At 68.9% G+C, this 25,751-nt stretch carries 22 protein-coding genes; 15 read left to right on the top strand and 7 right to left on the bottom strand.

Features of this window, described 5'->3' with window-relative positions:
• Positions 1–162: 162 nt before the first annotated feature.
• Positions 163–1,764 carry a dynamin family protein gene (locus tag AB0L60_RS28945; protein ID WP_364620008.1) on the top strand — a complete coding sequence of 534 codons (1,602 nt, stop codon included), beginning with the start codon at positions 163–165 and terminating at the stop codon, positions 1,762–1,764.
• A gap of 10 nt (positions 1,765–1,774) precedes the next feature.
• Here the strand turns inward: AB0L60_RS28945 and AB0L60_RS28940 are convergent, their stop codons facing one another.
• Positions 1,775–2,935, bottom strand: a complete 1,161-nt coding sequence (locus AB0L60_RS28940) for a zinc-binding dehydrogenase (RefSeq protein WP_364620006.1) — start codon at positions 2,933–2,935, stop codon at positions 1,775–1,777.
• 123 nt (positions 2,936–3,058) lie between these two features.
• Positions 3,059–4,741: an MFS transporter gene (locus tag AB0L60_RS28935; protein WP_364620003.1), complete on the bottom strand. Its 1,683-nt coding sequence runs from the start codon at positions 4,739–4,741 to the stop codon at positions 3,059–3,061.
• Between the two features lie 113 nt (positions 4,742–4,854).
• Here AB0L60_RS28935 and AB0L60_RS28930 point away from each other — a divergent pair, with 113 nt between their 5' ends.
• The 3 genes from AB0L60_RS28930 to AB0L60_RS28920 all read left to right on the top strand — a co-directional run bounded on the left by AB0L60_RS28930 (position 4,855) and on the right by AB0L60_RS28920 (position 7,267).
• On the top strand, positions 4,855–5,370 hold the full coding sequence (locus tag AB0L60_RS28930) for a MarR family winged helix-turn-helix transcriptional regulator (RefSeq protein WP_354843282.1): 516 nt from the start codon (positions 4,855–4,857) through the stop codon (positions 5,368–5,370).
• Positions 5,371–5,439: 69 nt separating this feature from the next.
• The gene (locus AB0L60_RS28925) at positions 5,440–6,312 is read left to right on the top strand and encodes a haloalkane dehalogenase (protein WP_364619999.1); all 873 of its coding nucleotides are present in this window, start codon (positions 5,440–5,442) and stop codon (positions 6,310–6,312) included.
• Positions 6,313–6,421: 109 nt separating this feature from the next.
• The gene (locus AB0L60_RS28920; RefSeq protein WP_364619996.1) at positions 6,422–7,267 is read left to right on the top strand and encodes an RNA polymerase sigma factor; all 846 of its coding nucleotides are present in this window, start codon (positions 6,422–6,424) and stop codon (positions 7,265–7,267) included.
• On the opposite strand, the gene AB0L60_RS28915 is transcribed toward AB0L60_RS28920, so the two are convergent.
• Entirely contained in the window at positions 7,256–7,738 is a 483-nt protein-coding gene (locus tag AB0L60_RS28915; protein ID WP_364619993.1) for a helix-turn-helix domain-containing protein, read from the bottom strand. The genes AB0L60_RS28920 and AB0L60_RS28915 overlap by 12 nt on opposite strands.
• 124 nt (positions 7,739–7,862) lie before the next feature.
• On the opposite strand from AB0L60_RS28915, the gene AB0L60_RS28910 reads away from it, so the two are divergent.
• The gene (locus AB0L60_RS28910; RefSeq protein ID WP_364619990.1) at positions 7,863–8,348 is read left to right on the top strand and encodes an SRPBCC domain-containing protein; all 486 of its coding nucleotides are present in this window, start codon (positions 7,863–7,865) and stop codon (positions 8,346–8,348) included.
• Between the two features lie 25 nt (positions 8,349–8,373).
• Here the strand turns inward: AB0L60_RS28910 and AB0L60_RS28905 are convergent, their stop codons facing one another.
• Complete coding sequence (locus AB0L60_RS28905; protein WP_364619987.1) at positions 8,374–9,267, bottom strand: LLM class flavin-dependent oxidoreductase; 894 nt, start codon at positions 9,265–9,267, stop codon at positions 8,374–8,376.
• A gap of 163 nt (positions 9,268–9,430) precedes the next feature.
• Here AB0L60_RS28905 and AB0L60_RS28900 point away from each other — a divergent pair, with 163 nt between their 5' ends.
• From AB0L60_RS28900 to AB0L60_RS28870, 7 genes are all read left to right on the top strand, one after another.
• Entirely contained in the window at positions 9,431–10,501 is a 1,071-nt protein-coding gene (locus tag AB0L60_RS28900; protein ID WP_364619984.1) for a DUF1707 domain-containing protein, read from the top strand.
• 8 nt (positions 10,502–10,509) lie between these two features.
• Positions 10,510–11,280: a DUF1707 domain-containing protein gene (locus AB0L60_RS28895; RefSeq protein WP_364619980.1), complete on the top strand. Its 771-nt coding sequence runs from the start codon at positions 10,510–10,512 to the stop codon at positions 11,278–11,280.
• A gap of 295 nt (positions 11,281–11,575) precedes the next feature.
• Positions 11,576–13,414 carry a molecular chaperone DnaK gene (gene dnaK / locus AB0L60_RS28890; RefSeq protein WP_364619978.1) on the top strand — a complete coding sequence of 613 codons (1,839 nt, stop codon included), beginning with the start codon at positions 11,576–11,578 and terminating at the stop codon, positions 13,412–13,414.
• Positions 13,411–14,019 (top strand): nucleotide exchange factor GrpE, encoded by a 609-nt coding sequence (grpE, locus tag AB0L60_RS28885; protein WP_364619975.1) that lies wholly within the window; start codon positions 13,411–13,413, stop codon positions 14,017–14,019. Before dnaK ends, grpE begins: the two co-directional genes overlap by 4 nt.
• Positions 14,020–14,073: 54 nt before the next feature.
• Positions 14,074–15,252: a molecular chaperone DnaJ gene (gene dnaJ / locus AB0L60_RS28880; protein ID WP_364619972.1), complete on the top strand. Its 1,179-nt coding sequence runs from the start codon at positions 14,074–14,076 to the stop codon at positions 15,250–15,252.
• Positions 15,252–15,644: a helix-turn-helix transcriptional regulator gene (locus tag AB0L60_RS28875; RefSeq protein ID WP_364619969.1), complete on the top strand. Its 393-nt coding sequence runs from the start codon at positions 15,252–15,254 to the stop codon at positions 15,642–15,644. Before dnaJ ends, AB0L60_RS28875 begins: the two co-directional genes overlap by 1 nt.
• A gap of 668 nt (positions 15,645–16,312) precedes the next feature.
• Complete coding sequence (locus AB0L60_RS28870; RefSeq protein WP_364619966.1) at positions 16,313–17,482, top strand: globin domain-containing protein; 1,170 nt, start codon at positions 16,313–16,315, stop codon at positions 17,480–17,482.
• 13 nt (positions 17,483–17,495) lie between these two features.
• Here AB0L60_RS28870 and AB0L60_RS28865 read toward each other — a convergent pair whose 3' ends face one another.
• From AB0L60_RS28865 to AB0L60_RS28855, 3 genes are all read right to left on the bottom strand, one after another.
• Positions 17,496–18,281, bottom strand: a complete 786-nt coding sequence (locus AB0L60_RS28865; RefSeq protein ID WP_364619964.1) for an FAD-binding oxidoreductase — start codon at positions 18,279–18,281, stop codon at positions 17,496–17,498.
• 31 nt (positions 18,282–18,312) lie between these two features.
• Positions 18,313–19,473 carry an FAD-binding oxidoreductase gene (locus tag AB0L60_RS28860; protein ID WP_354843320.1) on the bottom strand — a complete coding sequence of 387 codons (1,161 nt, stop codon included), beginning with the start codon at positions 19,471–19,473 and terminating at the stop codon, positions 18,313–18,315.
• A gap of 134 nt (positions 19,474–19,607) precedes the next feature.
• Entirely contained in the window at positions 19,608–20,585 is a 978-nt protein-coding gene (locus AB0L60_RS28855) for an NADP-dependent oxidoreductase (protein WP_364619960.1), read from the bottom strand.
• Between the two features lie 191 nt (positions 20,586–20,776).
• On the opposite strand from AB0L60_RS28855, the gene clpB reads away from it, so the two are divergent.
• The 3 genes from clpB to AB0L60_RS28840 all read left to right on the top strand — a co-directional run bounded on the left by clpB (position 20,777) and on the right by AB0L60_RS28840 (position 25,699).
• Positions 20,777–23,332, top strand: a complete 2,556-nt coding sequence (gene clpB, locus AB0L60_RS28850; protein WP_364619957.1) for an ATP-dependent chaperone ClpB — start codon at positions 20,777–20,779, stop codon at positions 23,330–23,332.
• A 162-nt stretch (positions 23,333–23,494) separates the two neighbouring features.
• Positions 23,495–24,376 (top strand): DUF5666 domain-containing protein, encoded by an 882-nt coding sequence (locus AB0L60_RS28845; protein ID WP_364619954.1) that lies wholly within the window; start codon positions 23,495–23,497, stop codon positions 24,374–24,376.
• Between the two features lie 198 nt (positions 24,377–24,574).
• A complete protein-coding gene (locus tag AB0L60_RS28840; protein WP_364619951.1) occupies positions 24,575–25,699 on the top strand; it encodes a hypothetical protein in 1,125 nt (374 codons plus the stop codon).
• Positions 25,700–25,751 lie beyond the last annotated feature (52 nt).

The raw sequence follows: 25,751 nt of genomic DNA, 5'->3' as shown, positions 1-25,751 counted from the left end.
GGGCAAGATCAAGGGTTGGGTGGCCGGGTTCGCGCGTGGTGAGCTGCCTCTCGGAACTGGGAATCGGCTGTGAGAGCTGGGCGGTTCTGATAACGATTCGGCGTGGCCGGGCGAATGCCTTGCGATGCGTGGAGGTGCGGTGTGCTTCGGAATCGGGAGCCTATGAGGGACGACGCGAGCGGTGTCGGGTATGGGCTGGTGCCGGAGACGCGCGGGCTGGTGGCGGCGGCGCGGCGGGCGCTGGGCGAGCGGCCGTGGGTGCGCGGTCAGCTGGACGAGTGCGCGCGGCGGCTGGACGAGCCGCTGCGGGTGGCGTTGGCGGGCCAGCTCAAGGCCGGTAAGTCGACGCTGTTGAACGCCCTGGTCGGGCAGGACATCGCGCCGACCGACGCGACCGAGTGCACCCGGCTGGTCACCTGGTACCGCAATGGGACCGCGCCGCGGGTGACCGCGTTCAGCCCGGACGGGGCGCGCGCCGATGTGGTGGTGCGGCGCGGCCGCGGGGCCGAGGGGCTGCCGGGCGCACACGGGCTCACCTTCGATCTGTCGGCGCTGCGCTGGAACGCCCCCGCGCCGCGTGAAGTGGACCACCTGGCGGTGGAGTGGCCGTCGGCCGAGCTGGCGCAGACCACCATCATCGATACGCCCGGTATTTCCTCGCTGTCGCGGGAGGTGTCGGCGCGCACGTCGCGGCTGCTCACGCCGGGCGGTCCGGGCCCGGCGCTGCCGCCCGCCGACGCCGTGCTCTATCTACTGCGTCGTCTCGACGCCGCCGATGTGGATTTCCTGGAGCGCATCGGCGCCGGAACGAGCGCGAGTTCCGGTGCGCCGCAGTCCTTCTCCGGCCCGCTAGGCGTGGTGGGCGTGGTGTCGCGGGCCGACGAGATCGGCGCCGGGCGCATCGACGCCCTGCATTCCGCCCGCGATGTGGCCGCCCGCTTCGCGATCGAGCTGGAGCGAACCGGCCTGTGCCAGTCCGTGATTCCGGTGGCGGGCCTGCTCGCGTTCGCCGCCGCCACGCTGCGCCAGCGGGAATACGATGCCTTCGAGGCGCTGGCCGCCACCCCGGTGGACGAGCTGACCGCGGCCCTGCTGTCGGCGGACCGCTTCGCCCATCCCGATCTGCCGCTGCCGGTCCCGGCCGAGTTGCGTGCCCACCTGGCGGCCCGCTTCGGTTTGTTCGGAATCCGCTTGGCCGTCACCCTGATCCGGCTCGGTGTCCGCGGCTCGCAGGCCCTGGCGGCCGAATTGTCCGACCGCAGTGGCCTCGACGAACTCCGCACCGTCCTGGACGTCCAATTCGCCCAGCGCGCCGATGAATTGAAGGCTCATTCCGCCCTCACCGCCCTGGCCCACATTCTCACCGCCAACCCGGGCTCGGCGGCCGATCCCCTGCTGCCGCGGGTGCGCACCCTGCTCGCCGATGTGCACGGCTTCGCCGAACTCCGCCTGCTGGCGCACCTGCGCTCGGACGAACTGCCCCTGCCCCCAGAAGATCTGGCCGAACTGAACCGCCTCATCGGCGGCACCGGCGTGGCCCCTACGCTGCGACTGGGCCTGTCCGCCCACACCGATCTCGCCACCCAGCGCGAGGCGGCCCTGGCCGCGGTCCAGAAATGGCGTGCCCGGGCCCGCCACCCGCTGGCCGATCAGTTCACCGCGAATGCCTGCCTGACCGCGGCCCGCAGCGCGGAGGGCCTGCTGGATATCCTGCACGAGCCCCCGACCACGCCTTTCCCGGCGCTGCGGCGGCCCGGCCGCTAGGCGCCCGCCGTCAGGGTGCGGTGCGGTCGCTGCGCGGGTCGATCAGGATCTTGGCGTGATGCTCGGGTGAGGCGAGGGTGGTGAAGGCCGCGTCGATGCCGTCGAGGCCGACGGTCCCGGTGATCAGCGGGCTGGGATCCACCTTCCCGTCGGCGATCATATGGAGGGTGTCGCGGAATTCGCCCGGGTCGTAGCCGAGGACGAATCGCAGCTCGATCTCCTTGTTGATGGCGGTGGCGGGATGGAAGGCGTCCTGCTGCATGCACACCCCGACGACCACCACGCGGGTCAATGGCGGTGCGGCGGTGAGGATCTGGTCGATGATGCCGGGCACGCCGACGCATTCGAAGACGACGGGCCCGGTCGGACCGCGGTCGAGGGTGTGTGCGACGCGGAACAGGTACCACCACGGGAAGTTCGGGATCCGCCGCAGCCGTTCCATGGCGTCGAAGCCCAGATTGAGGATGTCGGAGGCGCCGGTGATCCGCGGCTTCTTCGGCGTTGCCTCCCACGGTGATTCGACGGTGGGGTCGACCACCACATCGGCCCCGCACCGGCCCGCGAGTTCGCGCCGGCGCGGCGAGAAGTCGCTGGCGATCACGGTGCGCACGCCTGCGGCCTTCAGCATGGAGATGACGGCCAGCCCGATGGGACCGCACCCGACGACGAAGGCGGTCTGTCCCTTGCCGATCCGGCTGCGGCGGACCGCGTGCCAGCCCACCGCCATCGGTTCGGTGAGGGCGGCGTGGTCGGGGGACAGGCCGTTGGGGACCGGGAAGGTCATGGGTTCCTGCACCAGCACCTGCTCGGCGTAGCCGCCGGGCGCGTTGGCGGACAGTCCGGTGAGTTCGGGCTGCCGGCCGGTGCGCAGGATGGGCAGCGCCACCACCGGGGTGCCCGGCTTCCAGCGGCGGCGGGTACCGGGACCGTACTCGGCGATTTCGCCGGTGAATTCGTGTCCCATGACGATCCGCTGGTCGGAGCGCATGAAGTGGTCGTAGCCGGTGGCGGCGGCCAGGTCGGCGAGTTCGTCGCAGTGCAGGCGGGCGTGCAGGTCGGACCCGCAGATGCCGCAGCGGGTGACGGACAGCAGTACCTGACCGGGCCCGGGTACGGGGGTGGGCAGGTTCTCGACCTGGAATTCGCCCTTGCTGACCACGGTCGCGCGCATGCCTGACTCCTGTCGAATGCCGGTGACACTGTGGATTCTTCACCGGAACGGACCGCGGGTCCGGTGAATCACCGAACCCGCAGCCGTTTTGCCGGACTCCGTGCCCGGATCCCGCCGGCGGGGTCAGACTCCCACGAGTTCCTCCTCGGTCTCCACCTCGTGCTGCTCGAGCCGGGTGTCGCGCGGCAGCGCCAGGAATCCGAGGCACACCAGCGCCATCAGCCCGATGCCCCACCCCAGCGTGTAGTCGAAGGTGTGCGCGAAGTTGACCGCATTGGCCTGTTCACCCGCATGCGCGAGGGCCTGGCCGACAGCCGGATTCGCGGCCGGAGATTGGCAGCTCGCCGGGACTGCCGAGGGATCCACCTCGGCGGAGCGATCCCGCACACAGGCCCGGAAGTTCGCGAGGATCTGCTCTTGCGCGGACTCGGGCACCCCGGCCGCCGCCAGCTCGGTGCGGGTCCGCGCGGTAACGGAGTCCACGCCGCGCGCCGAATCATGATCCAGCTGGGCGAAGAACAGAATGCCGACCAGTGCCACGCCCAGCGCCATCCCCAGCTGCTGGCCGGTGTTCAGCAGCCCGGATGCCGCCCCGGCCTCGCGGTCGGGAATCTGCCCGAGCAGCATGTCGATGGTCGGCGCGACCACGATGCCGAATCCGATGCCGGTCACGATGAGCGGCAACACCATCTGCCAGGAGGCGAAATCGGATTCGTAGTGGGCGGCCATCGCGCCGTACAGCGCGAACCCGCCCGCCGTGACCAGGCCGCCCGCGAGCAGCACCCACTTGCCGAACCGCGGCGCGAGCACGCTGACCGACACGCCCGCTCCGATGCCCGCGCCGACCGCGAAGAACACCGAGGTCAGGCCGGCCCGCATGGGCGACCAGCCCAGCCCGGCCTGCATGAACAGCGTCCAGATCAGGAAGAACCCGCCGAAGCCGATCCAGAAGAGCAGCCAGCTCGCCAGGCCGACGGTGAACGGTCGCGACCGGAACAGGTCCAGGTCGATCAGGGGTGATCCGCCGTTGCGGCTGCGCCACCGTTCGTAGACCACGAAGGCGGCGAAGGCCACGGCCGCCGCGCCCATCATGACGAAAGTCCAGGCGGGCCAATCCAATCGACGGCCCTCGGTGAGCGGATACACCAGCAGCAGCACCGCGGAAATGGCGAGCACCATGCCGGCGATGTCCAGGCGCGGCGCGTGCGCGGACCGCGAATCCCGCATCACCAGGGCCGCGGCGGCCAGCGCGATCAGGCCGACCGGCACGTTCACCAGGAAGATGGGCCGCCAGCTCAGATCGAAGAGATTCCACTGCACCAGCAGCCCGCCCAGGGACAATCCGACCGCGGACGCGGATCCGCCGACGCCGCTGTAGACGGCAATGGCCTTGGCGCGCTCGTCCTTCGGGAAGGTGACGCGAATGATGGCGAGGATCTGCGGCACCATGAGCCCGGCCATCGCGCCCTGGACGAACCGCGAGCCGATGAGCAGTGCGGGTGAGGAGGCCAGGCCGCAGGCCAGTGAGGCTGCGGTGAATCCGGCCATGCCGAGCAGGAACAGGCGTTTGCGGCCGTAGATGTCGCCGAGCCGCCCGCCGGTGATGAGCACGGCCGCGAAGGACAGCACGTACGCGGCGATGATCCATTCGATCTGCGAGTAGGCCGCGCCCAGGTCCTTCTGGATGCTCGGCACGGCCACATTGACGATGGTGACGTCGAGCAGGTCCATGAATCCGGCGGCCAGCACGACGGTGAAGGCGATCCAGCGGCGTGGATCGAGGGTGGGGGAATTGTCGGTATCCATGCGCGAGCTCTCTTCGCTGTCGGGGGGTTGGATCGACTCCCCAAACTATGCACCTAAAGTGATTATCAATCAATAGGGCAATCACAGTCAGGGCGTTGCTGTAAGCTGTGTAGGTGACCGACGCCGATCCTCAGTACTCACCGCTGTTCGAGAGCGCCGCCTTCCTGCTGGGGCAGTTGGGATCGCATTCCGCGTACCGCTTCGACGCGCTGCTCGCGCCGCTGGGGATCAGGCCGCCGCAATACGGCACGCTGCGCCTGCTCGAGGCCAATGACGGCCGGACCCAGCAACAGCTGTGCGATGCCCTGGGGATCCACCGGAATGTCATGGTCAGCCTGATCGACGACCTGGAGAAGCGCGGCCTGGTCGAGCGGCGCAAGCATCCGGTCGATCGCCGCGCCCACGCCGTGCACCTGCTGCCCGCCGGGCGCGAGACCATCGCCCGCGCCGCCGCGATCGCCGATGGACTCAATGCGGAACTGCTCGCCGCGCTCGACCCCGAGGACCGGCCGCGGCTGCTCGCGCTGCTGCAGCGGACGGCGATCGGCAACGGTCTGACCCCGGGTGTCCACCCCGGTCTGACCGTCGCGCCGGGCACCGTGCCCATGTATGGCCCAGATCACACCTAGGCGCTGTCACAGGCCGGGCCGGCGCGTGTCCAACCAGGTGTAGGCAACTCACCCGGAAGGACACCGACGATGGCCACCATCGACGTTCTGGACTCGTTCATCAACTACACCGACACCGGCCGCGGTGCGGTGCCCGTCGTGTTCCTGCACGGCAACCCCACCTCCTGCTACCTCTGGCGCAATGTGATCCCGCACGTGAGCGGCGAGACCCGCGCCCTGGCACCCGATCTCATCGGCATGGGCGCCTCCGGCAAGCCGGACAGCGACTACCGCTTCGTCGATCACGCCCGCTACCTGGATGCCTGGTTCGACGCCCTGGGCCTGGACCAGGTCGTGATCGTGGGCCACGACTGGGGCGGCGCACTCGGAATGGACTGGGCCGCACGGCATCCCGGGCGGGTGCGCGGTATCGCCGTGGTGGAGACCTTCCTGCGGCCGATGCGCTGGTCGGAGATGCCGCCGCAGGGCGCGGAGCTGTTCCGCCGCTTCCGTTCTCCCGAAGGCGAGGAGATGGTGCTGGAACGCAATATGTTCATCGAATTCAACCTGCCTGCCGCCACCCGGAATCTGAGCCCCGAGGCCCTGGACGCCTACCGCGCGCCCTATCCGACCCCGGAGTCCCGCCGGCCGATGCTGGCCTGGCCGCGCGAATTCCCGCTGGAGGGCGAGCCGGCCGACGTGGTCGCCATCATCGAGAACTACGACCGGTGGATGGCCGCGAGCCCCGAGGTGCCGAAGCTGGTCATGCACGTCGAGGACGGTGTCGGCCTCGGCTCGCCGGAGGTGGTTGAGTGGGCGGAGCGGACCTTCGCCGCCGCCGAGCTCGCGAATATCGGACCGGCGGGGCATCACTGCCCCGAGGACCAGCCCGATGCCATCGGGCAGGCGGTCGCGCAGTGGATCCACCGCCACGCCCTCACCGCCTCCCCGGCCGTGGCCTGATCCGCCGGGGCGCACCGCCGGGCGGTTCGACCGGTTAGCCTGGTTTCGCCGTGGCAGGGCTGATCGCGGGGCGCACCATGGCGCGCCCCGCGATCCCTATGCTGGCGATATGGACACCGGATCGGACATCGACGAGCGCGCGCTCGTCGCACGGGCCGTCGAAGGCGATCGCGCCGCCGTCTCGGATGTCGTTCGGCTGCTGCAGGATCCGATCTACCGGCTGGCATTGCGCATGGTGTGGCGGCCCGCCGACGCCGAGGACGCCACCCAGGAGATCCTGCTGCGGGTGGTCGGCAATCTCGCGACCTGGCGCGGCGAGGCCCGGCTCACCACCTGGGCCTACCGCATCGGCGTCAACTACCTGCTGAATCTGAAGCGGCAGACGCCGCAGGAAGCGCAGCAGCTCAGCCTCGACCAATTCGGCGAGGGACTGAAAGACGGCCTGGCCGAGGAGGATTACCGCGGCCCGGAGTCCACGCTGCTCACCCACGAGGTGCGGCTCAACTGCAGCCAGGCCATGCTGCAGTGCCTGGGCCGCGACGAACGCGTGGCATACGTGCTCTCCGACGTCTTCGAGGTGAGCTCGGAGGAGGCCGCCTGGATCGTCGGCGCGACACCCGCCGCGTATCGGAAACGGGTGGAGCGGGCCAAGAAGCGGCTCGGGAACTTCCTGCAATCCACCTGTGGGCTGGCGAATCCCCAGGCGTTCTGCCGGTGCTCGCGGCGGGTGGAGAAGGCCCTCGAGCTGGGCCGGGTGGATCCGCGCCGCCCCGCCTTCGCCGCGCACCCGATCACGCCGGGCGGGCGCAGTGTGGAGGAGGCGGAGCGGCAGATGGTGCGCCTGCACGACGCCGCCGCCGTGCTCGGCGCCCATCCGGATTACGCTGCGCCGCAGGCGAAGCTGGAGGCCATCGCCGGGCTGCTGCGTTCCGGGCGGTTCCCGCTACTGGAGTGACGCGGGCGTCCCGTACTTCATCTCGTACGCCCACGGCGCGAGCTCGGCCGTCACGGCTGCCAGGTCGGGGCTGGCGTCGCAGTCCGAACACTCCAGGCGCACATCGACTCTCCCGCCGCACCCGGTGTGCCGGTAGGTGACCGGCGGTCCGTCCGGCGCCGCCCAGCGGTCGCCCCAGTCGGTGAGCGCGAGGATGACCGGTTTCAGGTCGAGTCCCTTGGCGGTGAGCAGATATTCGGGGTGGCCGCTGCCGGTGCCGCTGCGCTGCTCGAAGATTCCGGCCTCGACGAATTCGGCGAGCCGCTTGGTGAGGATGTTCGGCGCGATGCCGAGCGAGCGCTGGAACTCGGTGAACCGGGTCATCCCGGCGAACATGGCATTGCGCACGATGAGCAGGCTCCAGCGCTCGCCCACGATCTCGAGCGTGCGCGCGGCCGAGCAGACCTCCCCGTCGTACATGCGTCCCAACATGTATCCAGATTGGCCCATTCGCTTGTGTGATGCAAGTGAGCGCACTATCGTGATGCAAGTAAGTTCTCGCGAGACAGTCCACTCCGACCCGTCCTGTGTGCTCAGGAAAGAAATGGGACCTGCCATGACCGATCAGAACTTCACCACCAGCGTCACCGTCGACCGCACCCCCGCCGAGGTCTTCGCCGCCGTCCTGAACGCCCGCGGGTGGTGGGGGAAGGGCATCAGGGGCGGCACCGAGCGCCAGGGCGACACCTTCGTCTTCGAGGTCCCCGGCGTCCACCGCAGCGATATCGAGCTGATTGAGGTGGTGCCGAACCGCCGCGTGGTCTGGCTGGTCAAGGACAACTGGCAGTCCTTCGTCCAGGACAAGACCGAATGGGTGAATACCGAAATGCATTTCGACATCACCGAAACCGACGGCGGCACCGAACTCCGCTTCACCCACGTCGGACTCGTTCCCGACTACGAGTGCTACGACGCCTGCTCCCCGGCGTGGACGTTCTACATCACCGAGAGCCTGCACGACCTGATCACCACCGGCGTCGGTCAGCCCGGTGAACTGCCCGCGGAAATCGAAGCGGTCGAGGCCGCGAAGGCGGCGCGGTAACCCTCGAGGCGCTCCGATCGCGGGTTCAGCCGTCGCCCAGGAGCTTTCGCGCGATGGGCACCACCTGTCGCGCGAAACGCTGCACCTGGTCGACGTCGAAACCCGGCGGCCAGTAGATGAAGGTGTCGAACCCGGCGTCGCGGGCCAGGCGGACGATGATGTCCGCCCACTCCTCCGGCGAGCCGTGAATCGGGTCGGAGCCACGGGGATCCGGGTTTAGCGACCGGTCGCTCACCACGCCGGGCAGCGCCGCCAGCCGGGTGATGGTGCGCGGATCCCGCCCAAGCGAGCGCGCGGCGGCGTCGATGCGGGCATTGGCACCGGCCCACTGTTCCCAGGGCATCCAATTCGGCAGCGGCGCAACCCATCCGTCGGCCGCCGCGCCGATCAGGTCCAGCGCGTGCGGGCCCATGGCCCCCAGCCAGATCCCGATATTGTGCGCGGGCGCGGGCCCGCCCTCGATGCCCTGCACCGTGTATTCGGTGCCCACCACGGACACCAGCTGCCCGGGCCGCCATTCCGCCCGGATGATGGCAATGCTCTCGGCCAGGGCCATGAGCGCCGACCGGCCCTTGCGGGCGGGCCCGCCCATGGCCACCACGCCGCTCTCGAAAGCGCCCGCCCCCAAACCCAATTCGAAGCGCCCGCCGCTGAGCAGGTCGAAGGTGGCGGCCTGCTTGGCGATCATGGCGGGCGTGCGCAGCGGCAGATTCGCCACGCCCGGGTACAGGCTGACCCGGCCGGTGGCCGCCAGGCAGGCGCCGATCACCGCGAAGGTGTCGCCGAACTGCGCGTTGTAGGGGTGGTCCTGGATGGCCACCAGATCCAGCCCCTCGGCGTCGGCGGCCACGGCCATATCGATGACGTCCGGCAGCGCGGCCGCGACGGGCGGGATCGAAATACCGAACCTTGCCTGCATCGCGCCTCCTCACCAGCGGAAATCGACGCTCACGATCTTCGTGGGCGGTTGCGTGCAACACCGGCATTTCGGACGTCGGCGCGCATCCCGGGCGTGTCCCGCCCCTGCTCACCGCTCTGCCGGAAACCGCGCGGTACGGCCAAGTTCCGTTTACGATCCCCGCGTGAGCTCGAAATCGTCCGGATCGCCCGGGGATTCGCCCGCGGCCGGGCGTATGCGGGCGCGGGACATCGACCGCGTCAACGCACGGGCGCTGCTCGACGCCGCCTTCGAGGAGGGCGAGCTCGCGGTCGAGGAGTACCACCAGCGGTCCGAGCTGGCGCAGACCGCACAGACCCTCGGCGAACTGCAACGGCTCATCGGCGACCTGCAGCCGAGCACCAAGACCGCCGACCTCACGCCCGCCGACCGGCGGGCACGACGGCCGTCCGCGGGCGGCTATCCGCCGCGCACCCGGGCCCGCGACAGCGACCGCCAGGCCATCTGCACCCTGCTCGACGCCGCCCGCGCGGACGGGCAGCTGAGCGCCGCCGACCATCGCACCCTCACCGAACTCGCCGGCGAGGCGCGGACATTGGGCGAACTGGCCCAGCTCACCGATGATCTGCAGCGGCCCGCCGACGCCCGGCCGGATCCGATGCCGCCGAAGTCGCGGCGCGAGAACTGGTTCGCGGCCGGTGTCGCCGCGCTCAGCATCGCGGTGGCAGTGGGGACGTTCGTCGCGGTGGATCGGCCCCCTTCCCCCATTGCCGGGCCGCCCGCCGTGGACCTGGGCGTGATCAAGCCGATGGTGCTGCCGCGGCCCAAACTCACCGCGGCCGAGGGCATCAGCTATTTCCGCGATGCCTACCGGGCCAAGTTCGGGGACACCATCGTCGACGAGGTCGACCTGTACCCCGACTACGCCGTGGCGACGCGTGGAACCCAGGCCAACCGCAAGGTCCGCTATACCTATCGCGGCGGCTTCGATGAGGGCGACCAACCCCAGACCCGGCCGCCGCAGACCCCGACCGCGGACCTGGCCGCCCTCGATGTACAGGCCATCGCGGCCCTGCTGACCCAGGCTCCCGCGCTCACCAAGGTGGATCAGGGCACCATCAGCTACCTCGATATCGAAGGTTCGGCCAAGGGGCCGATCGTCCGTATCTATGTGGGCAACAAGGCGAGTGAGAACGGCTACGTCGAGTCGACCCTCGACGGCCGGATCGTGCGCACGCTGGCATTCGGGGGATAGGCGAGACCATGGCTGATGCACGCTCCCAGGGACTGCGAGCCCGCGACACCGATCGTGTGGACGCCTGCACCCTGCTCGACGCCGCCCGCGACGCCGGCGAGCTCACCGCCGTCGAACACATCGAGCGGGCCGCGAAGGTCATGGCGGCCAAGACCTTCGGGGATCTGGACGCAGTGCTGTCGGATTTGCAGATCCCGGCCAATCTGGTGAACTCGCCTGTGGTCCGGGCGAATCGGCGCGGTCCGTCCACTCGTATGCGGGTCGCCGCCGCGATCCTGGTGGCCGCGGCCCTGCTCGGCGCGTTCGCGGGTTGCGTCTCGCGCACGGCCGCACCGGAACCCGCTCTGCCGGACCCGACCACGGGCCCGGGCCTGGCCAGTTTCGTCGCGGCCTACCGGGACCACTTCGGCGACACCAAGGCCGATCAGGTTCTCCTCTATCCCACCTACGTGATCATCGAGCGCCGCCAGGATCCGTCGGCGCCACGTGACGCGCACATCCGCTACGACGGCAGCTTCCGCTCCTATGACGACATCGCCCGGTCTGCGGGCGTGGACATCTTCGACATGTCGGTCCTGGATCTGAAGAAGATCGCGGGCCTGCTCGCCGGGGCTCCGCAGTCGGCGGGCGTGCCCAACGGCCGGATCGGCCACGTCGAGATCGCCCGGGGCGCCGATGGCGGTCCGGTGGTGACCGTCTATGTCGACGACGGCTCCCAGCACGGCTATTTCAAGGTCGCCGCCACCGGCGAGCCGATGGCGATCTACCCGCCCAGCTGATCGATCACGGTCCCGGCCCATCGGTAGCTGTCAGCCGACCGGTGTGGACACGAGGGCGGCGAGTCGCGCCTGCCCGCGAAGAATTTTTTTGTGCTGCCTGGAATAGATGACGTGCGGTCCCCGTTGGGACAGGTCAGCAAGGTTGAGCGAGTTGGACTCAAGTTCAAGTTGCGCGCCGCCGCCGGCGGGTGCAGGATTGAGCCGACCACGCTCAGTGTTACTGGGATTGCAGTGCGCCGGAGTCGCTCGGAAGGGATTCCGGGGCGCTCAGGTACGTCAACTAGGAGGAATCACCATGGCTCGTGCGGTCGGTATCGACCTCGGGACCACGAACTCTGTCATCGCCGTTCTCGAAGGCGGCGAACCGGTCGTCGTGGCCAACTCGGAAGGATCGCGCACCACGCCGTCGATCGTCGCTTTCGCCAAGAACGGTGAAGTGCTCGTCGGTCAGCCCGCCAAGAACCAGGCCGTCACCAACGTCGACCGCACCATCCGGTCCGTCAAGCGCCACATGGGCGAGGACTGGTCTGTCGACATCGACGGCAAGAAGTACACCCCGCAGGAGATCTCCGCGCGCGTGCTGATGAAGCTGAAGCGCGACGCCGAGGCCTACCTGGGTGAAGAGATCACCGACGCCGTGATCACCGTCCCCGCCTACTTCGAGGACGCGCAGCGCCAGGCCACCAAGGAGGCCGGCCAGATCGCGGGCATGAACGTGCTCCGCATCGTCAACGAGCCCACCGCGGCCGCGCTGGCCTACGGCCTCGACAAGGGCGACAAGGAACAGACCATCCTGGTCTTCGACCTCGGTGGTGGCACCTTCGACGTCTCGCTGCTGGAGATCGGTGAGGGCGTCGTCGAGGTCCGCGCCACCTCCGGTGACAACCACCTCGGTGGCGACGACTGGGACGAGCGCATCGTCGGCTGGCTGGTCGACAAGTTCAAGGGCACCTCGGGCATCGACCTGACCAAGGACAAGATGGCCATGCAGCGTCTGCGCGAGGCCGCCGAGAAGGCCAAGATCGAGCTGTCGTCCTCGCAGTCGACCTCGATCAACCTGCCCTACATCACGGTCGACGCGGACAAGAACCCGCTGTTCCTCGACGAGCAGCTGACCCGCGCCGAGTTCCAGAAGATCACCTCGGATCTGCTGGACCGCACCCGCAAGCCGTTCCAGTCGGTCATCAAGGACGCCGGCATCTCGGTCGGCGACATCGATCACGTTGTGCTCGTTGGTGGTTCGACCCGTATGCCCGCCGTGTCCGACCTGGTCAAGGAACTGACCGGCGGCAAGGAGCCCAACAAGGGCGTGAACCCGGACGAGGTCGTCGCCGTCGGCGCCGCCCTGCAGGCCGGTGTGCTCAAGGGTGAGGTCAAGGACGTCCTGCTGCTCGATGTCACCCCGCTGTCGCTGGGCATCGAGACCAAGGGCGGCGTGATGACCAAGCTGATCGAGCGCAACACCACCATTCCGACCAAGCGGTCGGAGACCTTCACCACGGCCGACGACAACCAGCCGTCCGTGCAGATCCAGGTCTTCCAGGGTGAGCGCGAGATCGCCTCGCACAACAAGCTGCTCGGCTCGTTCGAGCTGACCGGCATCCCGCCGGCCCCGCGCGGCGTGCCGCAGATCGAGGTCACCTTCGACATCGACGCCAACGGCATCGTCCACGTCACCGCCAAGGACAAGGGCACCGGCAAGGAGAACACGATCAAGATCCAGGACGGCTCCGGCCTGTCCAAGGAGGAGATCGACCGCATGGTGAAGGACGCCGAGGCGCACGCGGCCGAGGACAAGGCGCGTCGCGAGGAGGCGGAGACCCGCAACCAGGCCGAGTCGCTGGTGCACCAGACCGAGAAGTTCATCAAGGACAACGAGGACAAGGTCCCGGCGGACGTCAAGACCAAGGTCGAGGCGGCCATCGCGGAGGCGAACGAGGCGCTCAAGGGCACCGACATCTCGGTCATCAAGACCGCGGTGGAGAAGCTCGCCACCGAGTCGCAGGCGCTGGGCCAGGCCATCTACGAGGCCTCGGCCGCGGACCAGGCCGCCCAGGGCAACGGCGCGGGCGCGCCGCAGTCCGATGACACCGTCGTGGACGCCGAGGTCGTCGAGGAGCCTGAGAAGAAGTGACGAACCAGAACCCGGAAAACATGGTCGACTCGGCCACGGGTGAGGTCTTCGAGGCCGCGGCGGACAGCGCCGCGGCCCTCGGGACCGAGGGAACTCCCGAGGTCAGCGAGGACGCCCTCGCCGACGCGATCACGGCCGAATTGGCCGAGCGCACCGCCGATCTGCAGCGTCTGACCGCGGAGTACGCCAACTACCGCCGCCGCGTCGAACGCGACCGCAAGGCCGCCATCGACACCGCCAAGGCCGCGGTCGTGGGCGAACTGCTCCCGGTGCTCGACGATCTGGATCGCGCCCGAGCGCACGGTGACCTCGACAACGGACCGCTCAAGTCGGTCGCGGACAAGCTGGTCACCGCCCTGCAGAAGCAGGGCCTCGAGGAATTCGGTTCGGAGGGAGAGCCTTTCGACCCGACCCTGCACGAGGCCGTGCAGCACGAGGGCAGCGGCGCGGACCCGATCCTCGGCATGGTGATGCGCAAGGGCTACCGCTTCGGCGATCGCGTGCTGCGGCACGCGCTGGTCGGCGTCACCGACGGTGTGGCGGATCTGGCTGCGGCGCAGCCGGATACGACGAACGCTGGCACCGATGCCGCTGGCACTGATTAACAACGTACAGACGCCCCCGGCGTCACCGACGACACAGAAAGGAGGAGATGCCCGGTGAATCGAGAGTGGCTCGAGAAGGACTTCTACAAGGATCTGGGTGTTTCCTCCGGCGCCACCCAGGACGAGATCAAGAAGGCCTACCGCAAGCTGGCCCGTGACCTGCACCCGGACAAGAACCCCGGGGACAGCACGGCCGAGGAGCGGTTCAAGGCCGTCAGCGAGGCGAACGCCGTGCTGTCGGATCCGGAGAAGCGCAAGGAGTATGACGAGGCCCGGAAGCTGTTCGCCGGCGGCGGTTTCGGCCGCGGCGGGTTCTCGCCCGGCGGTGGCTACGGCCAGCCCGGCGGCGGGTTCTCCGGCGAGTTCAACCTCGGCGATATCTTCGGCGCGGGCGCCGGAGCCGGTGGCGCCGACGGCGGCCTGGGCGATCTGCTGGGCGGACTGTTCAATCGCGGTGGCACCCGGACCTCGTCGCGTCCGCGGCGCGGTTCGGATGTGGAGACCGAGACCACCCTCGGCTTCCGCGAGGCCGCCCAGGGCGTGACGGTCCCGCTGCGCATGACCAGCCCGGCCGCCTGCACCACCTGCCACGGCAGTGGTGCCAAGCCGGGCACCAGCCCGCGAGTCTGCCCGCACTGCAATGGCACCGGTGTGGTCAGCCGGAACCAGGGCGCGTTCGGCTTCAGCGAGCCGTGCGAGGACTGCCGGGGCACCGGGTCGATCATCGACGACCCGTGTGTCGACTGCCGCGGCAGCGGCATCCAGAACCGGACCCGCACCATCACCGTGCGCATTCCCCCGGGTGTGCGCGACGGGCAGCGGATCCGGCTGGCCGGTCAGGGCGAGGCGGGCCTGCGCGGCGCGCCTCCGGGCGACCTGTACGTCACCGTGCACGTCAGCCAGGACAAGGTCTTCGGCCGCAATGGCGACGACCTGACCCTGGTGCTGCCGGTCTCGTACTCCGAACTGGTACTGGGTACCACGGTTTCCGTGCCCACCCTGGACGGCCGTGTCGGCGTCAAGGTGCCGCCGGGCACCGCCGACGGCCGGACCCTGCGGGTGCGCGGGCGCGGTGTGCCCAAGCGCGACGGCGGCGCCGGTGACCTGCTGGTCACGGTGAAGGTCGCGGTACCGCAGAAGCTGGACGACAATGCCGCCGAGGCGCTGCGGCGCTACGCGGAGGCGGAGAAGACCAGCGGGTTCGATCCACGTGCGGGATGGGCAGGTGCGTAATGAGTTCCGATCCGAAGAAGACCGAGGCCCAGTACTTCCTGATCTCGGTGGCCGCGCAGCTGGCGGGCATGCACGCCCAGACGCTGCGCACCTATGACCGGCTGGGTCTGGTTTCGCCGCAACGCACCTCGGGCGGCGGGCGGCGCTACTCGGACCGGGATGTGGAGCTGCTCCGCGAGGTGCAGCGCCTGTCCCAGGACGAGGGCGTGAACCTGGCCGGCATCAAACGGATCATCGAACTCACCAACCAGGTGGAGGAGCTGCAGCAGCGGGTGAGCGAGTTGACCGCCGAGGTGGAAAGGCTCCGGTCGGGATACCGCCCCGACCTGATCCCGCCACAGCGCAGCACCGCTCTCGTGGTGTGGCAGCCCCGAAACCGGCGTAAGCAGTAGCCGCCTCCCCGGGACTTCAGCGCCCGGCTCGGGAGCCGTCGCCGGTTTCGCACGCGTGCCGGCGGTCGGGAGCCGAACCGATTTCGGGCGTACCCGGGGAGTTACCCGCATCTCGCGAAATCAGTTGTCCCGTTTGGGGAATGGGGAGGGGTCGGGAGCGTTGCTCCCGACCCCTCCCCATTCTGTATCAGGCTTTGCGGATGAGGACGGGTGTTCGCCCGCTTACGATTGTTGCGGGTAATGTGCTGAGCTGCCCATGGGGACTGTGGGATTGGCGAAGTTCTTGGTGCGGTTAATTACAAACGGACCGGTACGTTAGAAATTAACGCCAATCATGAGTTTTGTCCGTATGCTGCAATGGAATTCAAGGACCGGCTCACTTGCGGCAGGATCGCTGCTTTCCTGAGTCTTGCAAAACGGATCAGGCAGGTTCGCCGTCCGAAAGCCTGTGTCTCACGGCGTGTTCCGGTTGAACAGTCTGTTTTCGGCTCGGATACCCCGCAACATTCACGTTTTCGAGGAATAAGGGCCGTGTTATTGAAACGTCCCGTTCCGTTGCTGGCTAGCCTCGCCTACACTTGCTTGGCAACGGCTGCTGTCGAGTGTCCCGCAGCACTTCACTCGCCGGTCACGCCTGCGTTCGATTGCGAAATGGGGTTGTGGCACACATGGATTCGCGCACCGTCGCATTGATAAGAACAACGTTCAAGGCGGTTGCTGCGGAAGACGGTGGCCCCGAGAAACTCGCGCGATCGTTCTACGCCATCCTCTTCACGGAGTATCCCCACGTTCGCGACCACTTCCCCGCCGCCCTGGACGCCCAGCGTGACCGGCTGGTCAAGGCCATCGCCTACGTGGTGGACCGGCTGGAGGAGCCGGACCGGTTGCTGCCCTTCCTGGCCCAGCTCGGGCGTGATCACCGCAAGTACGGGGTGGTGGCCGAACACTATGAGGCCGTGGGGAAATCGCTCAAGAGCGCGCTGGAGGCCTACGCCGGCACCGAGATCTGGACCGACGAGATCGGGCGCGCCTGGGACGAGGGCATCGGCGTCATCGCCGACACCATGATCAACGCGGCCGAGCGGGAGACCACCCCGCCGGTATGGACCGGCACCGTCATCGAGCACCGGGAAGTACTGCGCAACCTGGCCATCGTGCGCCTGCGGCTGGACCAGCCCATGCAGTACGCGGCCGGTCAGTACATGAGCGTGCAGATCCCGTCCCGCCCGCGCATGTGGCGCTACCTGTCCCCGGCCATCCCCGCGAATTCCGGCGGCGAAGTGGAATTCCACATCCGCGGCGTCACCGGCGGCTGGGTCAGCCCGGCCATGGTCGGCCACAGCCGGGTCGGCGAGCAGTGGCTGATCGGCTCGCCACTGGGCGGGCTCGGCGTGCCCCGCAACACCCGGCGCAAGCTGCTCATGATCGGCTGCGGCACCGGCATCGCCCCGCTGCGCGCCCAGCTCATGGCCATGACCGCCCGGCGCTCCAACCCCAAGGTGGATCTGTTCGTCGGCGGCCACTACCCGTGCGATCTCTACGATCTCGAGGTGCTGAGCCAATTGGCCTGCGCCAACAAGTGGCTCAGCGTGCACCCGGTCACCGAATCCACCGAGAACCCGTGGTGGCACTTCGCCGACTCCGGCGGGACCCGCGAGTATCCGGGCCTGCGGCCGCGGGTGGTCGGTCAGATCGGCAAGATCGTGGCAAGCCACGGCTCCTGGGACGACCGGGACGTGCAGATCGTCGGTGCGCCGTCCATGGTGCAGACCACCAAGTTCCGGCTCATGGCCGCGGGCACCCCCATCGAGAACATCCGCCACGACCCCTTGTTCTGAGCGCGGCGGAACCTCAGAAGCCTTCGTAGCGAATGGCTTCGGCGGGCGCGCCGATGGCGACCAGCTGATCGATGGTGTTGCGGACCATGGCCGCTCCGCCGCAGACCAGGATCTGGTGGTGGTCCAGCGGGCCGAAGCGTTCCGGGATGTCCGCGATGGTGCCCGGCATCATCTCCTCCGGGCGGAAGCCGATGTCCACCCGGCACTGCTCGTACCAGGCGTCGACGAGATCCGGGTCGTACTCGTTCTGCACCACGGGAACGACGGTGAGCCAGGGCAATTCGCCGGTCAGCAGGTAGAGCATGTCGGAGGCGTAGAGGTCGCGCGGGTAGCGCCCGCCCACGAACAGGTGGGTGCGCGGCGGCTGCTCCCGGCGCGACAGATCCAGCAGCAGCGCGCGCATCGGCGCGAGCCCGACCCCGTCGGCGATCATGACCACCTCGGTGGCCGCCGGTTCCACGGTCAGCCAGCCCGCGGGCGCGCTGATCCGCCATTCGTCGCCCGGATGCGAGTCGGCGACGATGGAACCGCTGCACCAGCCGCCCGGCACCGTGCGCACATGGAATTCCAGCTTGCCGTCCAGCGAGGGCGGCAGCGCGGGATACAGGCGGCGCACCATGTTCGGATGCTGTGGCGTGCGCACCTCCACCGACTGGCCCGCCGCGAACGGCACGAACTCGCCGATCAGCCGCACCACCGTGGTGTCCTCGCGCAGCCGGTGCGCACCCACCACCGTGGCGTTCCACTCCGTCTGCGCGCCGAGCGCGAGTTCTCCGGTCTCGTCCGGGCCGAGCGTCACCGATAACTCCTGATTGTCGAAAGGCCGTGCACTACACCGGATCCGAGCTTATCGCCGACGTCGGCGTACCCACCGCGAGCAGGGCGCGCTTGGTGTCGGCGATCATGCGGGCCGAGCCGGCGATCTGGATCTGGCGATCGGCCCAGGCGCCGAAGCTGGCCACCACCGCGCCCAGATTGCCGATCAGCCGCCGATGCATGCCGAACGGCGTCTCGGCCGGCGGATAGGGGTGCCACCACGGGTTGGTCTCGTTCTCGCAGACCGGGACCACCGTGAGCCACGGATTGGACTGTGAGAGCTGCCACATGTTCTCCACGTCGTAGAGATCACACGGGTAGCGCCCGCCCATGAACAGGTGCACGCGCGGATTGATGCCGCGCCGGCCCATCTCGATGAGCTGGGCCCGCAGCGGGGCGATGCCGGTACCTGACCCGATCATGAGCACGTCCTTGCGGCGGCTCAGATCCACGTGCAGGCCACCCAGCGGAGCGGCGATCATCCACCGGTCGCCGACCTGGGTCTCGTTCACGATGCCCGGGCTCACCCAGCCGGTGCGCACCTTCCGCACATGGAACTCGATCTCGCCGTACGGATTGGTGGGGATGGCCGGCGACAGGTAGCGCCACATCTTGGGCCGCTGCGGAATGGCCACCGGTACGTACTGCCCGGCCTGATAGGGGATCGGGGTGTCGGTCTGCAGACGGACGATGGCCAGATCGTCCACCACCCGCCGGTGCCCGACCACCGTCGCCTCCCAATACGGTTGCGACTTATCCGAATTGGCGCCGATGGCCATGGACGCCGAGATCAGGATGGTGATGTCGCGCCAGCCCGCCTCCAGCTGCCGGCTCCAGTTCGCGGTGCCGTTGTAGCTGCGGAAGGCGTGGAGCAGGGCGCGCCCGGCGATGTCGTAATGCGCCGCCTCCACTCCGTACTTGCGATGGTCGCGCGCGAGTTGCTCCAGGAAGCGTTGCGCGCGATCCCAGTCCTCCAGGTTGTCGAGCACGAACGAGATGGCCGTGACCAACCGTTTCGGCTGCATGTCCATGGCGGAGGGGAATAGTTCCCGCAGGGCGGGAATCTCTGCGAAAAGATGACCGTAGAACGCGCTGATCAGCCGTTCCGGCCCGTTGGGGGCCTCGACGACTGTCCGAAAGTTTGCGCGGACCAGCGCTGCCGAACGCGCATCCACGACGTCGAGCTTTCCTTCCTGTGCTGCTACCCCGGAACGCCTGCTGCCAGGCGGCCCTCCGCGTCAAGTATCCCTTAAAACGCGGTGGTCGCACGGATATAGCCGGAGTCCGATCGATTGGCGTAACCCGGAGTTCAGATCACCAGGACGATCTTGCCGCGTGCGCCGGATGCGCCGATCACGCCTGGAGCCTCGGCCAGCGGCGGCATGGCGCTGATCGGGACCATCAGGTCGCCGTCGCCGACCATCCGCAGCAGCTCGCGCAATTCGGCTGCGCCGCCGTGGGATTGGAGGTTGCCGCCGTGCACGCCCCGGGCCTGCAGATCCGCCTCGTCGGCGGACCAGATGGTCGAATAGGCCGATCCGCCGGACTTGACCAGGCTCGCGTTGTCGGCGAAAACCGGCGGCGGGCTGACCAGATCGAACAGCACGTCGATGCCGCCGGGATCGGTGATCCGCACCGAATCCGCGACCGACAACTCCGAGCCCTCGGCGTGGGTGGGGGAGTCGGTGACGGTGATCCGGCCGTAGTTCACGACCTCGGTCGCGCCGAGCCGGATCATCCGATCGGTGTCGTCGGGGCGGGCGGTGGCGATGACGTGCGCGCCGGCCAGCGCCGCGAGCTGCACCAGATAGGAGCCGACGCCACCCGAGGCGCCCACGACCAGTACCTTCTGGTTGCGGGTGACCCCGGCGGCGTGCATGAGGTCCAGGGCCGTGATGCCCGCGGTCGGCAGGGCGGCGCCGCGAATGGCGGAGACCTCGTCCGGCAGCTTGGCGAGGGCGCCGTCGTGCGGCACCACGATGTACTCGGCGAAGGTGCCGTGCCCGACCGGCGGGTTCAGGAACTTCCCGACCACCCGCTCCCCGACCTCGAAGTCGCTCACCCCCGCGCCCACCGCGCTGATCGTGCCCGCGCCGTCGGTGCCCGGGATCAGCGGAAAGTCGTGCGGCAGTTGGCCGTCCAGGAAGCCGTCGATGATCCGCTGGTCGAGCGGGTTGACCCCGGCGGCCTCGAGCTGGATCTGGACCTCGCCCGGTCCGGCCTCGGGGGTGGGCATGTCGGCGGGCTCGGGGCGGCCACCGAATTCACGGACGACGATCGCGCGCATGTGCTGCTCCATTCATTCGGAAACCGGGATGGATGAGCTGGTGTGATGCGTCAACGAATGGAGTCATCGTACGCGTAGCGTAGGAATCGGCCTCGGACTCTGGACCTGACGTCGAAAACTGGTCAGACTTGAGCGGAACAGACTCAACTTCTATCGCGTTGTAGAGAGCAACGACAAGTAGGAAGGTGACAGTGGACTCGTTCAATCCCACCACCAAGACCCAGGCGGCCCTGACCGCCGCGCAGCAGGCGGCCGCCGTAGCCGGAAACCCGGAAATCCGTCCGGCGCACTTGCTGGTGGCGTTGCTGGACCAGATCGACGGCATCGCCGCACCGCTGCTCAAGGCTGTCGCAGTCGACCCGGCGACGGTGCGGCGCGAGGCCCAGGAGATCGTGGACCGGCTGCCCCGGGCCACCGGCGCCACCACCACCCCCAATCTCGGGCGCGAAGCCATCGCTGCGCTCAGCTCCGCCCAGCGGCTGGCCACCGAGCTGGGCGACGAATACGTTTCCACCGAGCACCTGGTCTACGGCCTGGCCGCCGGTGACTCCGATGTTCAGCAACTGCTGCTGAAGTACGGCGCGACGGCCGACGCCCTGCGCGAGGCCTTCACCGCGGTGCGCGGCAATGCCCGTGTCACCTCGCCGGATCCGGAGGGCTCATACCAGGCGCTGGAGAAGTACTCCACCGACCTGACCGCCGCCGCCCGCGAGGGCAAGCTGGACCCGGTCATCGGCCGCGACACCGAAATCCGCCGTGTCGTACAGGTTTTGAGCCGTCGCACCAAGAACAACCCGGTGCTGATCGGCGAGCCCGGCGTCGGCAAGACCGCCATCGTGGAGGGCCTGGCCCAGCGCATCGTGGCGGGTGACGTCCCGGAATCGTTGCGCGGCAAGAAACTCGTCTCGCTCGACCTGGGCGCGATGGTGGCCGGCGCCAAGTACCGCGGTGAGTTCGAGGAACGGCTGAAGGCCGTGCTGGAGGAGATCAAATCCTCTGCCGGACAGATCATCACGTTCATCGACGAGCTGCACACCATCGTGGGCGCCGGCGCCACCGGCGAATCCGCCATGGACGCGGGCAACATGATCAAGCCCATGCTGGCCCGCGGCGAGCTGCGGCTGGTCGGCGCCACCACCCTCGACGAATACCGGCAGCACATCGAGAAGGACCCGGCCCTGGAACGCCGGTTCCAGCAGGTGCTGGTGGGCGAGCCGTCGGTGGAGGACACCGTCGGAATCCTGCGCGGGCTCAAGGAGCGCTACGAGAACCACCACCACGTGCGGATCACCGACTCCGCGCTGGTGGCCGCGGCGACCCTGTCCGACCGCTACATCACCTCACGGTTCCTGCCGGACAAGGCCATCGACCTGGTCGACGAGTCGGCCTCGCGGCTGCGCATGGAAATCGATTCCCGCCCAGTGGAAATCGACGAGATCGAACGCGTCGTGCGGCGCCTCGAGATCGAAGAGGTGGCGCTGGCCAAGGAGACCGACGAGGCGTCCAAGCAGCGGCTGGAGAAGCTGCGCCAGGAGCTCGCCGACGACCGCGAGAAGCTCAACCAGCTGATGACCCGCTGGCAGAACGAGAAGCAGGCCATCGACGCGGTGAGCGTGCTCAAGGAGGAGCTGGAGTCGCTCAAGGGCGAATCCGAGCGGGCCGAGCGCGACGGCGACTACAACAAGGCCGCCGAACTCCGGTACGGGCGAATTCCCAAGCTGGAGAAGGAACTCGCCGAGGCCGAGTCCAAGGCGAAGACCGCCGCCGACGGCGACGTCATGCTCAAGGAGGAGGTCGGGCCGGACGATATCGCCGAGGTGGTGTCGTCGTGGACCGGTGTCCCCGTGGGCAAGATGATGGAGGGCGAGACCCAGAAGCTGCTGCGCATGGAGGACGAACTGGGCAACCGGGTCGTCGGGCAACCGGAAGCGGTGCAAGCGGTTTCGGATGCCGTGCGCCGCGCCCGGGCCGGGGTCGCCGACCCCAACCGGCCCACCGGCTCGTTCATGTTCGTCGGCCCGACCGGTGTCGGCAAGACCGAACTCGCGAAGGCGTTGGCGGACTTCCTGTTCGACGACGAGCGCGCCATGGTCCGCATCGACATGAGCGAGTACAGCGAGAAGCACTCGGTGGCCCGCCTGGTCGGTGCGCCCCCCGGCTATGTCGGCTACGACCAGGGCGGCCAGCTCACCGAGGCGGTGCGGCGACGCCCGTACACGGTGGTGCTGTTCGACGAGATCGAGAAGGCCCACCCGGACGTCTTCGACATCCTGCTGCAGGTGCTCGACGAGGGCCGGCTGACCGACAGCCAGGGCCGCACGGTCGACTTCCGCAACACCATCCTCATCCTGACCTCCAATCTGGGTGCGGGCGGTGACAAGGACGCGGTCATGAACGCGGTGCGCCGCGCCTTCAAGCCGGAGTTCCTGAACCGGCTCGACGACGTGGTCATGTTCCACGCGCTCGACGAGGAACAGCTGGAGCGGATCGTCGACATCCAGCTGAACCAGCTGCAGAAGCGCCTGTCCCAGCGCCGCCTGAAGCTGGACGTGTCCGACTCGGCCCGCTTCTGGCTGGCCGTGCGCGGCTACGACCCGGCCTACGGCGCGCGCCCGCTGCGCCGCCTCATCCAGCAGGCCATCGGCGACTCGCTCGCCAAGGAACTGCTGGCCGGTGAGGTGCAGGACGGTGACACGGTGAAGGTCAACGTCACCCCCGACGGCGACACCCTCGTCGTCGGCCGCTGACCCAGCGGACCCGGGCCCTCGCGCGAGCTTCGGCTCGGCGGGGGCCTTGCCCGTCCCGGGCGACCGAGCCTTGCCGGTTTCGAGGTGTGAACGGTCCGCGGATTGGGAACCGTCCGGTCGAGTTCGCGGCTCGGGACGGGTCGGCCGCCTACCCTGGAGGTCATGACTAATCCGAGCGATCCGTGGTCGCGGCGGCCGGAACCGGGCCCGGGGGAGGGGCCCGCCGAGCAGGCCGCACCTGGCGGCTACCCCTCGGATAGCGCCGCGGGCTACGGGCCCACCGAGGCCATACCCGCCGGTCCGGTCGACTATTTCGGGCAGCCGGCCGGGCCCGATTCCACCCGCGTGCTGCCGCCGGCGGACGCGCAGTGGGGTGGATACGAGACCGGCGGCGGCTACGAGCCGACCGCCGTCTACCCGGGCCAGCCCGGGTATGCCCCCACGAGTAGCTATGGCGCGCCCGGGTATCCACCGGCCGCCGGCGGGCCCGGTTACCCGGGTGGTCCGGGAATGCCGCCCGGTGGATATCAGCCCGCGGGCTTCCCGCAGCATCCGGTCCCGCCCCCGCCACCCCGCCGGACCACCATGTGGATCGCGCTGACCATCGCCGCGGTCATCGTGGTCGCCATTGTCGGCGTCGCGGCGGGAACCCTGCTGTCGAACAACGATTCGTCGAACAGCGCCGCACCCGGCAGCGTCAGGACCTCCGGGTACCCGGCGCCGAGCCTGCCCGGCAACTCCTCGGCCCTGCCCCTGCCCAGCGGCATTCCCACCATCCCCGGCCTGGGCGATCTGGACGAGCTGGGTGCGAACATGGGCACCATCTCGAACAACGACGGTTCCACCCTCACCATCACCACGCTGTCCGGCGGTACGGCGACCGTGAAGACCGACAACAAGACACAGGTGATTTCCCTGGGCAGCACCAAGGTTTCGGACTTGCCGGTCGGCGAGGTGATCATGGTCCAGGGCGACAAGAACGCCGACGGATCCATCCAGGCGAAGCTGATCATCAGCACCTCGATGCCGAGTGCTACCCGATGACACATGGTGCAAGCGGAAAAACTGACCAACCCAAAGGTTCGCGGCGCAAGCGCGGGGAGGCGGAGCGCTCGATTCTGGTCTGACGGAGCGGGGGAGCGAAGCGGAGGAGCGGAGGAGGGAAGAATCGAGACCTCCAGCGCCGCGAACCCGCCCCGGAGCGAAGCGGAGGGGCAATTAAACACAGTAGGGTAGGCGGCGATGACGGCGATATGGTTCGGGCTGGCGGCGATCGCGCTCGTGGGTGCGATCGTGCTGCTCTATTTCGATCGGCTGCAGCGGCAGCGCACCGGGCACGTGCGACAGGTCTGGGCGAAATCCCAGGGCTACACCTATGTTTCGGTGGAGCCCGCGCTCGCTTCCACCTGGCGGCGTGGCGCCCTGGCAAAGCTCGGCTACCTGTCCGCGGTGGACGTGGTATCGGGTAACCGCAAGGGTGAGAAGTTCGTGCTCTTCGATCTGGAGGACGCCGCCACCCTGGTCGCGGTGCGCCGGCAGATCGGCTCGGACATCGACATCGACCTGCGGCTGAAAACCGCGGCGCCGCCGAAGGATCACGATCTGGAGCTGCTCGGCGCCATCGGCGACCGGGTGGTCTTCGCCACCAACCCGGACGTCGCCCGGCACGCGGTGGATCAGCGCATGGTGGCGTTCATCGAGTCGCTGCCCGACACCGTGCAGCAGCTGTGGTCCGAGGGCAACTGGACCCTGGGCATGCTGCCGGTCGGGGCCGTGGCCAAGGACTGGGAGATGGCCATCGACGCGGTGCTGCGGCTGTCGGGCCTGCTGCACGTGCTGCCGCCGGTCATCAATGCCGAGCGCGGCCGCGACGAACTCCCCGAACCCGGTCGCTCGCACCCGGTTCCCGAGGACGACGACTACGACGGCCACGACGAATTCGGCGACTTGGGCGACGACCGCGATCGCCCGCGCGGCCAGGACCGCCCGGCCCGCCCGCGCGCCGAGGAAGCCGACGACTACGAGCCCACGCTGGTCAGCGATATCGCCGGCGCGAGCGAACCGGACGACGAGCCCGAAAACTGGCGTCCCGCACTGAAAGTCGTGCCGGACCCGCGCAACCGCCCGCGCCGCAACTGGCCGCCCGCCCCCGAGGGGGAGGAGCCGGACCCGTACGACGAGGACGACCGGCGCCGCCCCGGGGACGAAGACCGTTGGGCGGAACCGGAATCCGAGGATTGGCGCGACGAATCCGACTCCGACCGCGAGCCCGAGGAGGGCTGGCGCAAGGACCAGGGCCGCAGCGCCCCGCCCGGCGGTCCGTTCCATCCGGGGTTCCGCCCCTACCAGGGACCCGCGCCGAGGTGACCCACCCCGGCCGTGTCCGCGCGCGGCACGCCGCAGCCACGTGGTGTCTGCG

Origin of the sequence: Nocardia sp. NPDC051981, from assembly GCF_040680715.1 — a bacterium.
GTDB lineage: Bacteria > Actinomycetota > Actinomycetes > Mycobacteriales > Mycobacteriaceae > Nocardia.
Note: the sequence above shows the minus strand (reverse complement) of the source record. Positions and strands in the feature narration are given on the sequence as shown.